The 12917-nt window shown below is 48.8% G+C and carries 14 protein-coding genes, 1 tRNA gene and 1 pseudogene; 6 read left to right on the top strand and 10 right to left on the bottom strand.

The genetic code is table 11. The features are described from left to right. Positions 1-228: 228 nt before the first annotated feature. Positions 229-1242, bottom strand: coding sequence for a tRNA (adenosine(37)-N6)-threonylcarbamoyltransferase complex transferase subunit TsaD (tsaD, locus tag HGO41_RS24060; RefSeq protein WP_013573947.1), 1014 nt, complete (start codon positions 1240-1242; stop codon positions 229-231). Between the two features lie 315 nt (positions 1243-1557). Between tsaD and rpsU the strand changes: the two genes are divergently transcribed. The 3 genes from rpsU (at position 1558) to rpoD (ending at position 5698) form a co-directional block, all read left to right on the top strand. Further along, on the top strand, positions 1558-1773 hold the full coding sequence (gene rpsU, locus HGO41_RS24055; RefSeq protein WP_001144069.1) for a 30S ribosomal protein S21: 216 nt from the start codon (positions 1558-1560) through the stop codon (positions 1771-1773). A gap of 135 nt (positions 1774-1908) precedes the next feature. Further along, positions 1909-3657 (top strand): DNA primase, encoded by a 1749-nt coding sequence (gene dnaG / locus HGO41_RS24050; RefSeq protein ID WP_013573946.1) that lies wholly within the window; start codon positions 1909-1911, stop codon positions 3655-3657. A 202-nt stretch (positions 3658-3859) separates the two neighbouring features. Continuing rightward, positions 3860-5698: an RNA polymerase sigma factor RpoD gene (gene rpoD, locus HGO41_RS24045; RefSeq protein WP_013573945.1), complete on the top strand. Its 1839-nt coding sequence runs from the start codon at positions 3860-3862 to the stop codon at positions 5696-5698. A 60-nt stretch (positions 5699-5758) separates the two neighbouring features. Here rpoD and HGO41_RS24040 read toward each other — a convergent pair whose 3' ends face one another. The 4 genes from HGO41_RS24040 to mug all read right to left on the bottom strand — a co-directional run bounded on the left by HGO41_RS24040 (position 5759) and on the right by mug (position 8216). After that, positions 5759-6226, bottom strand: a complete 468-nt coding sequence (locus tag HGO41_RS24040; protein ID WP_119261238.1) for a hypothetical protein — start codon at positions 6224-6226, stop codon at positions 5759-5761. Positions 6227-6259: 33 nt separating this feature from the next. Next, entirely contained in the window at positions 6260-6862 is a 603-nt protein-coding gene (locus HGO41_RS24035; protein ID WP_013573943.1) for a RhiA family protein, read from the bottom strand. An 80-nt stretch (positions 6863-6942) separates the two neighbouring features. After that, entirely contained in the window at positions 6943-7434 is a 492-nt protein-coding gene (locus HGO41_RS24030; RefSeq protein WP_041672991.1) for a hypothetical protein, read from the bottom strand. 278 nt (positions 7435-7712) lie between these two features. Beyond that, a complete protein-coding gene (mug, locus tag HGO41_RS24025) occupies positions 7713-8216 on the bottom strand; it encodes a G/U mismatch-specific DNA glycosylase (RefSeq protein WP_013573940.1) in 504 nt (167 codons plus the stop codon). A 142-nt stretch (positions 8217-8358) separates the two neighbouring features. Between mug and HGO41_RS24020 the strand changes: the two genes are divergently transcribed. Beyond that, positions 8359-8435, top strand: a tRNA-Ile gene (locus tag HGO41_RS24020). Between the two features lie 148 nt (positions 8436-8583). Further along, complete coding sequence (locus tag HGO41_RS24015) at positions 8584-8913, top strand: DUF6388 family protein (protein WP_250981540.1); 330 nt, start codon at positions 8584-8586, stop codon at positions 8911-8913. 48 nt (positions 8914-8961) lie between these two features. Here HGO41_RS24015 and HGO41_RS24010 read toward each other — a convergent pair whose 3' ends face one another. The 5 genes from HGO41_RS24010 to HGO41_RS23990 all read right to left on the bottom strand — a co-directional run bounded on the left by HGO41_RS24010 (position 8962) and on the right by HGO41_RS23990 (position 11707). Next, positions 8962-9201: a YodC family protein gene (locus HGO41_RS24010; RefSeq protein WP_131638620.1), complete on the bottom strand. Its 240-nt coding sequence runs from the start codon at positions 9199-9201 to the stop codon at positions 8962-8964. A 570-nt stretch (positions 9202-9771) separates the two neighbouring features. Then, positions 9772-10101: a hypothetical protein gene (locus HGO41_RS24005; RefSeq protein WP_250981538.1), complete on the bottom strand. Its 330-nt coding sequence runs from the start codon at positions 10099-10101 to the stop codon at positions 9772-9774. Further along, on the bottom strand, positions 10098-10739 hold the full coding sequence (locus HGO41_RS24000) for a type VI secretion system amidase effector protein Tae4 (protein ID WP_013573891.1): 642 nt from the start codon (positions 10737-10739) through the stop codon (positions 10098-10100). Before HGO41_RS24000 ends, HGO41_RS24005 begins: the two co-directional genes overlap by 4 nt. A gap of 2 nt (positions 10740-10741) precedes the next feature. Then, positions 10742-11296, bottom strand: a complete 555-nt coding sequence (locus tag HGO41_RS23995) for a PAAR domain-containing protein (protein ID WP_250981537.1) — start codon at positions 11294-11296, stop codon at positions 10742-10744. A 45-nt stretch (positions 11297-11341) separates the two neighbouring features. Next, the gene (locus HGO41_RS23990) at positions 11342-11707 is read right to left on the bottom strand and encodes a hypothetical protein (RefSeq protein ID WP_153375970.1); all 366 of its coding nucleotides are present in this window, start codon (positions 11705-11707) and stop codon (positions 11342-11344) included. A 544-nt stretch (positions 11708-12251) separates the two neighbouring features. On the opposite strand from HGO41_RS23990, the pseudogene HGO41_RS23985 reads away from it, so the two are divergent. Beyond that, positions 12252-12910: pseudogene (locus HGO41_RS23985) on the top strand (tyrosine-type recombinase/integrase); the annotation flags it as partial. Positions 12911-12917 lie beyond the last annotated feature (7 nt).

Below are 12917 nucleotides of genomic sequence, written 5' to 3'. Positions count from 1 at the left end.
ATGCGAGGGAAGTGAGAGAAAAAAGGTCGAAATATCCCTTAAAAAACAATGCCGGTCACCTTAAGTGACCGGCATTAACCTCAGGCGGGTCGTTTTTTATTGGTTTTTTTTCAGCTCAGCCAGCCTGACTGAGCGGGAGCGAGACAAGGCGTCAGGAGACCTGAAAGCGCAGCATAATTGAGTATGTGAGCATTTCGGGTCGACGCACCAACGCAGTCGCAGCCCCGCTCAGACTGGCGGAAGCTCCGCTAACGGCCAGCGAGGGCGAACGGTCACACCGAGATCAGGAGTTGCACCGCTTTTCAGCCGCACCATGCCTGCATACGCGATCATCGCACCGTTATCGGTACAGAATTCAGGACGCGCATAAAATACCTGACCGCCACGTTTTGCCATCACCTCAGCCAGTTTGGCGCGTAATGTGCGGTTCGCGCTGACACCACCGGCCATTACCAGCTGTTTAAAACCCGTCTGATCCAGTGCACGTTTGCATTTTATGGCCAGCGTATCCACCACCGCATCTTCAAAAGCGCGGGCAATGTCGGCATGTGTCTGCGGGTCGCTGTCATTGCCACGAATGGTATTCGCTGCGAAAGTTTTGAGGCCGGAGAAACTGAAATCCAGCCCCGGCCGGTCTGTCATCGGGCGCGGGAAGGTAAAACGTCCGGCAACGCCCTGAGAAGCCATTTTCGACAGCAACGGCCCCCCCGGATAATCAAGGCCGAGCAATTTAGCTGTTTTATCAAAGGCTTCACCGGCAGCATCATCAATGGATTCGCCGAGCAAGGTATATTCGCCAATTCCGGTGACGCTGATTAACTGCGTATGTCCACCGGAAACCAGCAGCGCCACAAACGGGAAATCCGGCGGATTATCTTCCAGCATCGGTGCCAGCAAATGGCCTTCCATGTGATGCACCGGCACGGCAGGCACGTCCCACGCAAATGCCAGAGAACGCCCGATGGTTGCGCCCACCAGCAACGCCCCGACCAGACCAGGGCCGGCGGTGTACGCCACGCCATCGATATCCTGAGCAGTCAGCCCGGCTTCTTTCAGCGCAGCCTGAATCAAGGGTACTGTTTTACGTACATGGTCACGCGATGCCAGTTCTGGCACCACACCGCCGTAATCTGCATGCAGTTTTACCTGACTATACAGTTGGTTGGCTAACAAACCGGCTTCGCTGTCATAAACTGCAATTCCGGTTTCATCGCAGGACGTTTCAATACCCAGTACTCGCATCACTCTTTCCATCATGTTTTCGCGCTAACTCGCGGCGCGCAGTTTAGCACACAAGCTTCGGCGGGTGCTGCACCGGAGTGGGAATTCCTCGCTTCGCAGGCCAATTAATGTCGAGCAATTTTGATTGATTGGTATATAATCGCCGCCCGACGCAAAACAAGCGCACAATGTTGCAGAAGGGTTGCAGAAAGCGCCTGTTTCAATTTGCCGTTATGCTTTACAAGACGACGCGAATTGGAGTAAAATTCCGCACCATTTTGAAATGTGCTGGTACAACATCAGCAAACAAACCGATTTTATCGAGGTGAGAGGCACATGCCTGTAATTAAAGTACGTGAAAACGAGCCGTTCGACGTAGCTCTGCGTCGCTTCAAGCGTTCCTGCGAAAAAGCAGGTGTTCTGGCAGAAGTTCGTCGTCGTGAATTCTATGAAAAACCGACTACCGAACGTAAACGCGCTAAAGCATCTGCAGTAAAACGCCACGCCAAGAAACTGGCTCGCGAAAACGCACGCCGCACTCGTCTGTATTAATCTTCGGGGGCAACCCCAAATCGCGTGATTTGCAATATTAAGAACGCGCAGACTGCGTAGTAGCATACGAAGGCCGTGCTTTCCGAAAGGAATGCGCGGCTTGTTCTCGTTTATAGGCTAGTGAGTAAGGGGCTTATGGCTGGGAGAATTCCGCGCGTATTTATCAATGACTTGCTGGCTCGCATCGATATCGTCGATTTGATCGACGCTCGGGTAAAGCTCAAGAAACAGGGTAAAAATTATCACGCGTGCTGCCCTTTCCACCATGAGAAAACACCCTCATTTACCGTAAATGGCGATAAGCAGTTTTATCACTGTTTCGGCTGTGGTGCCCACGGCAACGCCGTCGATTTCCTGATGAACTATGACAGGCTTGAGTTTGTCGAAAGCATTGAGGAACTGGCGACAATGCAGGGTTTGGAAGTGCCGTACGAAGCAGGCACCGGTCCGAGCCAGATGGAGCGTCATCAGCGTCAAAGCCTCTACCAGTTGATGGCACCGCTTAGCGAGTTCTATCAGCAATCACTTAAACAGGCTGCAGGGGCTCCCGCACGGGAATATCTTGCCCGGCGCGGTTTAAGTGAAGACGTCATCAGCCATTTCGCCATTGGTTTCGCCCCACCGGGTTGGGACAACGCATTAAAGCGTTTCGGTAAAAATGCCGATGATAAAGCGTCTCTGATTGATGCCGGTATGTTGGTCACCAATGACAATGGCCGCAGCTATGATCGTTTCCGCGAACGGGTGATGTTTCCTATTCGTGATAAACGTGGCCGCGTAATTGCCTTTGGCGGCAGGGTTCTCGGTGACGGTACGCCGAAATACCTGAACTCACCGGAAACCGAAATTTTCCATAAAGGCCGCCAGTTGTATGGCCTGTATGAAGCACAGTTAAAGCACCCGACGCCAGCGCGTTTGCTGGTGGTTGAAGGGTATATGGATGTCGTCGCACTGGCGCAGTTCGGCATTGATTATGCCGTTGCCTCATTGGGCACGTCCACGACCGCTGATCATATTCAGCTGATGTTCCGCAGCACAGACAACATCGTTTGCTGTTACGACGGTGACCGCGCGGGACGTGAAGCCGCATGGCGCGCACTGGAAACGGCACTGCCGTATCTTAATGATGGCCGCCAGCTGCGTTTTATGTTTTTACCCGACGGCGAAGATCCAGACACGCTGGTGCGTAAAGAAGGCAAAGAAGCGTTCGAACAACGTATGGAACAGGCGATGCCGCTGTCCACTTTCCTGTTTGATTCGCTGTTGCCGCAGGTAGATTTGAGCAGCCCTGACGGGCGGACCAAATTGAGCATGCTGGCATTGCCGCTGATCCGCCAGGTTCCCGGTGAAACGTTACGAATGTATTTGCGTCAGCAGTTAGGGAATAAGCTCGGTATTTTGGATGACAGCCAGCTGGAAAAGCTGATGCCTAAACAGGCAGAAAGTAGCAATGTCTATCAGGCGCCCCAGCTAAAACGCACAACCATGCGTATACTTATAGGGTTACTGGTACAAAATCCACAACTGGCTACACTTATACCCTCACTGCAAGGTTTGGAGCAAGCGAAGCAACCAGGACTGGATCTGTTCAGCGAGTTAGTAACCACTTGCTTAGCCCAGCCGGGGCTGACGACGGGCCAGTTACTGGAACTTTATCGCGACAATAAGTTCTACCAGCAGCTTGAAACTCTGGCGACATGGAACCACATGATCGTAGAGGACATGGTCGAGGAGGAATTTCGCGCCACGTTAGCCAGCCTGTATGACTCGATTTTAGAGCAACGGCTTGAAACTTTGATTGCAAAAGCCAGGACGCATGGCCTGAGTCCGGAGGAACGGACCGAAGTCAGTTCCCTGAATCAGGTGTTAGCGAGAAAGAGTTAACAAGTTAAATAACAAGAACATAAAAAGTAATGCGTCAGGCGTTACTACTAAAAAACGGCTTAAGTGCCGATATAAAGCGGGGCACGGCCCTGCGCAGAGCCGCCCTGGTGGGCCGCGGCACAATAAACGCCCCTAACGTTATTGTTGGCGATGTTACCCGACCGACACCAACCCAAATACTCTGAAGTGTGGATACCGTCTTATGGAGCAAAACCCGCAGTCACAGCTTAAGCTACTTGTCACCCGTGGTAAGGAGCAAGGCTATCTGACCTATGCTGAGGTCAATGACCATCTGCCGGAAGATATCGTCGATTCCGACCAGATCGAAGACATCATCCAGATGATTAACGACATGGGCATCCAGGTACTTGAAGAAGCACCGGACGCCGATGATTTGATGCTGGCCGAAAACCGCCCTGATACCGACGAAGACGCTGCAGAAGCGGCGGCGCAGGTACTTTCCAGCGTTGAATCCGAAATTGGCCGTACCACCGACCCTGTGCGTATGTATATGCGCGAGATGGGTACCGTTGAGTTGCTGACCCGTGAAGGCGAAATCGACATCGCCAAACGTATCGAAGACGGTATCAACCAGGTTCAGTGCTCCGTTGCTGAATATCCTGAAGCTATCACTTATTTGTTAGAGCAATATGACCGTGTAGAAGCTGGCGAAGTCCGCCTGTCTGACTTGATCACAGGTTTTGTTGACCCTAACGCCGAAGAAGAAATCGCACCAACTGCGACTCACGTGGGTTCTGAACTGACCACTGAAGAGCAGGATGATGATGATGAAGACGAAGATGAAGACGACGATGCTGAAGACGACAACAGCATCGACCCGGAACTGGCTCGCCAGAAGTTCACCGAACTGCGTGAACAGCATGAAGCGACGCGTCTGGTCATCAAGAAAAACGGCCGTAGCCACAAGAGCGCAGCAGAAGAAATCCTGAAGCTGTCCGATGTGTTCAAACAATTCCGTTTAGTGCCAAAACAGTTCGATTTCCTGGTTAACAGCATGCGTTCCATGATGGATCGCGTTCGTGCTCAGGAACGTCTGATCATGAAAGTGTGCGTTGAACAGTGCAAAATGCCGAAGAAAAACTTCGTCAATCTGTTCGCCGGTAACGAAACCAGCGATACCTGGTTTGATGCTGCTCTGGCAATGGGTAAACCCTGGTCTGAGAAGCTGAAAGAAGTCACCGAAGACGTACAGCGCGGCCTGATGAAGCTGCGTCAGATCGAAGAAGAAACTGGCCTGACTATCGAACAGGTAAAAGACATCAACCGTCGCATGTCTATCGGCGAAGCGAAAGCCCGTCGCGCGAAGAAAGAGATGGTTGAAGCAAACTTACGTCTGGTTATTTCGATCGCGAAGAAATACACCAACCGTGGTCTGCAGTTCCTTGACCTGATCCAGGAAGGTAACATCGGCCTGATGAAAGCCGTTGATAAGTTTGAATATCGCCGTGGTTATAAGTTCTCAACTTATGCGACCTGGTGGATCCGTCAGGCTATCACCCGCTCCATCGCCGACCAGGCGCGTACCATCCGTATCCCGGTACATATGATTGAGACGATCAACAAACTCAACCGTATCTCCCGTCAGATGCTGCAAGAGATGGGCCGCGAGCCGACGCCGGAAGAACTGGCTGAACGTATGCTGATGCCGGAAGACAAAATCCGCAAAGTGCTGAAAATTGCGAAAGAACCAATCTCCATGGAAACGCCAATCGGCGACGATGAAGATTCGCATCTGGGTGATTTCATCGAGGACACCACCCTCGAGCTGCCACTGGATTCTGCAACGTCTGAAAGCCTGCGTTCTGCAACACATGACGTTCTGGCTGGCCTGACCGCACGTGAAGCGAAAGTTCTGCGTATGCGTTTCGGTATCGATATGAACACTGACCACACGCTGGAAGAAGTGGGCAAACAGTTCGACGTTACCCGTGAACGTATCCGTCAGATCGAAGCGAAAGCGTTGCGTAAACTGCGCCACCCAAGCCGCTCCGAAGTGCTGCGCAGCTTCCTGGACGATTAATCGTTCTCTGGTTGTCAGTCACGAACAGAAAAGCCCCGGCAGAAATGCCGGGGCTTTTTATTACTGGTTTTCTAAACTGACATTCACCCAGGCAGTATTATCCGGTAATGGAATAAGCCCGCTGCTGACACCCGTCAGACCAAATACTTTAGACGTCGGTGAATCAGGATGGAAATCCAGGTAAAATGTTTGCGCAAAACTGAGCAATACATCTGTGCTATCTGCTGATTCACAGGCATCGATATAAACGTTACCCGTATAATCCGGCGGGAAAATACTTTTCACATTTAAATAAAGCGTATCACCATTTACATAAAAGGCTTTGGCTTTATCACCGATAACCGGCCGGTCATTATCTCCCTGAAAGGCACCATGAGAAATAATAAACAGATTTTCACTCTTTCCTAACAACCGCAACTCAGAATGAAATATTTTGTAACTCGACTTAAAAACTGACTGGTACTGTGCCATTGAAGCACTGGCAACATGTTCCAGTTCCGGATCATCGGTACAGACGATAAGAATCATAATATTACTCCGTAAGTAAATTAAACTGATGACTCAGCCAACAGACCAGGTGTTATCATTTTTCAGCTGAACATTCAGGTTGTAAGTATTCGGCGCAAACTCAAGCTGCTGCTTATTGGTAATCTGACCAATATCAAGCACCTGACCCGGCGTATAATTACCAAAAGTGATCCAATAAGTTGGATGCGGCGTGAAGGTCAGGTTGATGTTCGGCTGTGCCTGAACAACAAAGGTACCCGCCCCCGACATACCGACCCCGACAGAGGCCTGATTCAGCGGTAAACTGCTGTCGTTCGTGACATACAACGTACCGTTCTTTCCGCCGGTGGTCTGTTGTTCGAATTCAAACGCCCCCTCGGAATAGCTCAGCGTCACCTGATTATTGTTCGTCAGGCTGGCAGGAAGGGTTTGAGAGGCATCGAATTTCACACCGGGGATCAGCACACCGGTTTCATCCCAAACAAAACTGTAATCAATTCCCCAGTCAAACTGCACTTTGGTTTTTGGATGTGCCACTTTGGAGAACCACGCCAGTGACATCACTTTGGGATCGGTGATATCCGGAGAGGTTTGATAAATACAAATTGCGCCGGTATTTACAGAGTTGTTTGCTACAGTGACAGAATATTGAGTCATAATATTTACCTTTTATATTAAAATGAATGAGAAAATAATTGTGTGTAGTCTTTGCCTTCTCTTAACTTCCTCGACCTCCTTTACAGACACGCGTTACGTGATTTAATTAGCCGGATACTTCGCATCGTAATACCAAAAGTTTGTGTGAGTAGTTTTGCCGGAATATCTTCTTTCATCGCCACTTGCATTGCTGCCCGGCGAATAGCGATAAACACCCCCCAGTTGGATGGCGTATCCAGATATCCAGAAGAATCAATTTTTTTATAAATTCTGTTATATTTATTTTGCGGGATATTGATCCCGTAGATCTGATAAAACTTCTCTGCCTCTTTGGGCATGTATATTTTTCTCCCTCCATGGAGATGAATAAAATGAAATAATCCGGCGAAACCACCATGTTCAGCAAATTCCGATGCTATCCAGGGCATCACCGACATGATGCAGACGCTGTTTTTTTCACAAAAGCTGATTAATCTTGCTTCTCTTTCTGAATGCCGGAGCGGTAGTCCTGAAAATAGTTCGAACCATTCCTCCAGATTTTCCTGTCTTTCTTCGGTTTCAACATTAGCCATATCTCCTGCTCCTGAAGAATCAAACTGCCTGACTACTTTGCTGCTCACCCCGAATGAGGCGATGGAATAAGTTTTAGTTCAGTTGAGCGCATTCACACGGGGGAAGCATTCCTCTTACATTAAATATGCAAATGTATTCAGGTGGGGTTCAGAGAGTATAAAGCTGCTTTAATAGCGAAATAATTTGGTAAATCAACCAAAACCAAGACGATTATTAATAAAATAATCATCATGGCGAGATTTTATATCAGAGGGAATAATAAGAGGAGGTGACGGGATTATGCTGTGTTTTCTAATGATAAGAATAGTTCACGGTATGCGGATACCAGTTCATCCAGCGTCGCCCGGTTCAGGCCGCTTGGGTTAGGCAGCACCCAAACTTCCGTGTCACCGATTTTCAACGCCTGACGTCCCCAGTTCACCTTACTGATGCCAAACGCTTTACTGAATGCCTGTTTGCCTAAAACAGCCAGCGCACGCGGCTGATAGTATTCAATTTTTGCCATCAACGCTGCGCCCCCTTCGCGCAACTCATCGCGAACCAGCTCCGTTGCCTCAACGGTCGGACGTTCCACCAGCATGGTGATCCCGCAATCTGTATCCAGCAAATGCTGTTCTTCTTCAGGCTTAAGTAAACGCCCGGTAAAACCCGCCTGATAGATAACCTTCCAGAAGCGGTTATTGGCATTAGCGAAATGGAAACCATGATGAGCAGTGGATAAGCCGGGATTGATGCCGCAAAACACGACAGAAAGATCCCGGGCGATAATATCTGTAATCATTATTATCCCTTAAGATGTATTTACCTGAGTTATAGGTAAAAAACGCAGTGAACACAACAGACTAAAACTGTGCACAAAACGCGCATACAAACCGAAGACATATAGACCTGTAAGCAGAGTTTACCGTATAATCCCGCACCTCGGCCCTTTAGCTCAGTTGGTTAGAGCACGCGACTCATAATCGCTTGGTCGCTGGTTCAAGTCCAGCAAGGGCCACCAGATTAAACAAGGACTTACGCTAAAAACGTGAGTCCTTTGTTTTTTTGGGGATATGCCGGGGATATTTTGCACGGGCAATCATGGTGTTTTTGGTTGTTTTGCGTGCAAAGTGGCCTTGCTTATCTCTCCTATTCGCTGAGGCTGTTCAATGAAAACGTATCTCGAATGTTTCAAGGAAGTGCGCCAGCAGTTTATTGAGTCCAATCCGGGCATAGTTAGCCGTATTGAATACGAAGCAAACCAACACGCCCCTAATTTAGGACTATCTGAAAAAGAGTTTTTTGATGATGAAATTGGAAAATCGTTTATCAGCGAACTCGCGAGGCATGGTGGCGATCCAGTTCTCACGGTAATTAGAATGAGTTCGGCTGATGATGAAACTAAAAAGACTCTGCAGGCTGAGTATTACCAAACAATAGCTGACGCTCTTGGGATGCCTCTGAACGAATATCTAATAGAAAACCGTATCATTCTATAGCGGGGCTGGCGCTGGTGGCCGCAATGCGTGAACCCTGCGGCCAATACGTTAAGCACTCCGGCTATGCGTGGAGCTGGTGCCGGGAGCATCATCCACGGCCTTTAACATCTCTTTCCTAAACTCCCCACGTTTTAAGTTCTTCCCGTCGAACCACTCCGCCACCACGTCGCCATCGTTATAGCCCATGCCCATGAATAGCCAGAATTCACTATCAGCCGCCTTTACTCCGGCAACAGTCATAAGCGGACTTCCACTTTTCAACATCACTACATCGCCAACACTAAACATGGTCACCTCTGTTAGTTAGTATTTTCAGCGCACATTCTGCGCAGAATGCGGAAGTTTTCGGATCCTGATTTACACATTTTTGCGCAGTTCTCTCTGCTACTTTCTCCTGCATTGGCGCTGCCTCCTTTGGATTCTGCGTACTGAATTGCGCAGTGCATTTTTGCGCAGTTCTGCCGCTTTCCGGTTTGCTCGAAATTAGCAAACGAATCGAGATAAATCTATACATCTTGAGAATGGGAAAACTTCGGGAAAGTACGCAAAAACTCAACAAAACTTAATATACAAAAAAGCATTCCCACCTGGATGCGGGCTATTAATAGCCTGAGAAACCGGTATGTTTAACCGCGTTTTTCCCGTCCGTCCATCCAAATTTTGGACGGACTTTGCGTACTTTTTTGCGTACTGTTTTTGCATACCTGCGTACCATTTTTCCGTGCCAATCTGGCGCCAATTATTCTGCAAAACATAGGGGAAGATGTGGGGGTAACTGATAGGCCGCAATGGTGGCAAATGTTGGATAAAACCACCAGCAAACGGTGCCCGGTGGCTGATACTTTGCAGCGTGGATGTTTAGGCCAGATAAGCGAATACCAACAGGAGGATAACCAGGACAACAAACAGTGCCAGCGAGTTACCCAACCATCGCCGCCATCGCGACCCCGCCCCAGTTCCAATAAACGTAAATATCCCCATCACGATTGGTGGCAAAAAAAATAGAACTGAAACCATCGTGATCAACTGAGGCGATCCGCAATGTTCCAAATCACGGCACCCTTTAACGAATAGTTTTAAGGGCTCCATTTTTAGGGATTTGAAAATTACATCACCAATAACGTGATAAATAATCGTCACGCCGAAACCAATAACAATTGAAAGGAATACCGTAATTATGCGTTTCATAAAATATGCCAAAAAAGAATCTCTTTTGCTTTACTGAGATCGGAATAAGTGGGCACCAGCCCCCAAAAGTCTACGGACTCTTTACCCACTGTGAACCTCATGAAATTTGTTGCCGCACCTCTTAAGCCATTATTTGGGAACCGGCTACCGTTCCATAAATCAATATGACCGCCGCTCACACTATCACCAGACTCCCCGTCCCGCGCCCAATAGCCGCCAAAGAAGATGATCCCCGTTCTGCCGCCCACCTTATCTCGCCAGCTTGCGCCGGTAACGTTCTCCGGCTTGGCCGGTAGCCCGGCAAAGGGTTTCAGCGCCAGCCAGCGCGCCATCTCATCAGCGCGAGTGGCGGTGGCCTTACCGCCCAGCAGAATACGCCCAATGCTGCTTTTACCTGCCGCCGGCTTAATGACTTTCTGCGAAAAAGATTTCATTTCAATCCCTACCGCGTGAAGGGTGGCACTCAGACGGATCGCGCACTGGTTTGAATAGTCCGGATTATCATAGGGATTGCCCGTTACATAATTATCCCAAAGTTGCTCAAATCTAATCGGCGTAATTTGAACAATTTTCAGTGAGCCTGGTGTGTCATTTGTGGGTATCGTTTTGCGGCCTGCGCCGCGTATTGGCCTCGCCATGCCTATCCCTTCCCTAAGGCATCGTCGCCCACATGAATATCGTATGAACCTAATCCATTGGTGGCAATGCGGGGTAACCGCCCATCCTCACCAATGGTGCCAGCAAAGTGGCGGCCATCGCGCGCCTCTATGTAATAAGGCAAACCCGCCAGCTCTCGAGCGTGGGTGGTTGGCTGCATGGTGATTTGCTCATCAAAGCTGCCAGACTCGCCAGCATAATTAATTTGGATCGGATACTTCGCATGACCCTGCGCAATTAAATCCGCCAGAGTGAGGGTATGAAACATCGCCGTTTTAGAATTAATAAGTTTCGGGGGCGGGGTGCATTTACAAATACACAAATCACCGCTCAAACCTTCCGGCTTTCCTTCATAAGTAGAATTATGCCTCGGTGTAACACACAATAAATAACCTGTTGTCCCACACGCAGGGCATGAAATTTTGTCGCCTTGTACAGCAATGGGTAAACCGTCGTAGCTTGTATTGATAGCACTACAACCGATAATTGATCCGCCCGCAGTAGTCTTATCACCTAAGACCAATACATATCTGTTCATCTAAATCCCTTAAATGAGCTGGCGCCCAGCGCCAGTGGCAAACTGTTATTTCCATGGCGCTGAGTAACCACGAACCAAAAACCCCTCAATCCCCTCCTCAGGTACGTGGATTTCTGCTGCAATGCCGGTATCTGGTGACCACTCAATAACATCGCCGTTCTCAGCTTCACTACCAATGATCGCAGCAGGGAAACCCCGGTAAGCGAACCCATACCCGGCACCGGAGACAATGCAGGAAACCGATCCATCCGGATATACAACTTCATCCCCTACGTGCGCCAGCCGGTGCCTCCCTTCACCAAAGTAAATATGGTCTTCACGCTCTTGTACACGCACCACGCCGCCGCGCTTTGTCCTTGAACCTTCTAAGGCCAATGGATGTACCGATTTAACTTTCTTTGCTTCTTCCATAGAACACATCCTGTGATTCATTGAGCATGAGAAAAAATACTACGCCTTGTAAAAAACGTGCTTACTCTCAGCGATCAAAAACTGCTGATTTTCAGATGATTATTATTAACTTCAATACCTCGGCTAGCCCCATCCGGGCAGGGTACGACCGTGCGTCGAAGTCATGTTAACGAATAGAAAATCAGACTTTCCAACAGCCTTTACAGATCGTTTTCCTTTAATCGATCGTTTTAAGTGATCAAATTCATCTCAATGATGAATTAGCCAATATTATTAAAAATGGGTATCGGATTGAGCTGCAGACCAGCGTGATGCGGTATTTCTGAAGAGGGGTGAAAACTTTTAAATTCGCGGGTGTAAAAATACGATGGAGCAGGCCGTCCGGCGGGCTGTAGCGATTTGATTCCCTCTCCCTTGCCGTGCTGGTACTGCGGGGTTCATGTCTGGCATGAGGCTATCTCAACGCGGCGGCCGTGACCGCGTCCACCCGAAAACAGGTGCTGCCATTCTCTCCCACTGGCGCTTCTGCGCCGCCAGTGCCTCAGCGGCATCCGTTCGAAAGGTTAAGGCGGCTTGCTCATCCCTTGAGATGATGGCGCTGTATTTTTATGAGGTGAGTCCCCCTGCAAATCTTTTACGATTTGAGGGTCTACCTCCTCTACCTTTTCGGGTGAGCCCTTACAGGACATGGCTTACAGCGGGGTATTTTCTGACTAAAGATCAGATTGGGCAATTACTTGAAAAATGCGGACGAAAAAATAATAATGGCTTCGTTTGCATCGTTAAATTATGCCTATCAACCGGTGTACGCTGGTCAGAGGCAGAAGAGCTGAATAAAAGCCAGGTCACTAAATATAAAGTCACTTACACAAAGACCAAAGGTCGAAAAAATAGAACTATCCCTATAAGTGAAGCTCTTCACGACTCGTTACCAGAAGTGAAAAAGGCAGGTTATTTAAGAGTTGCTATGATGCATTTCGTTCCGCTCTGGAACGCACTGATATTGAGTTACCCGCCGGTCAACTAACGCATGTACTACGCCATACTTTTGCATCGCACTTTATGATGAATGGCGGTAACATATTGGTGTTGCAAAGAGTACTTGGACATACTGATATTAAAATGACTATGCGTTATGCGCATTTCGCACCAAATCATTTTGATGAAGCTTTGAAATTTAATCCCTTAAGCAACAGTCTATAGGCAATTA

This window comes from Rahnella sp. CG8, from assembly GCF_023701875.1.
GTDB lineage: Bacteria > Pseudomonadota > Gammaproteobacteria > Enterobacterales > Enterobacteriaceae > Rahnella > Rahnella aceris.
The sequence above is the reverse complement of the archived record's forward strand: the minus strand, read 5'-3'. Positions and strand labels throughout refer to the sequence as shown.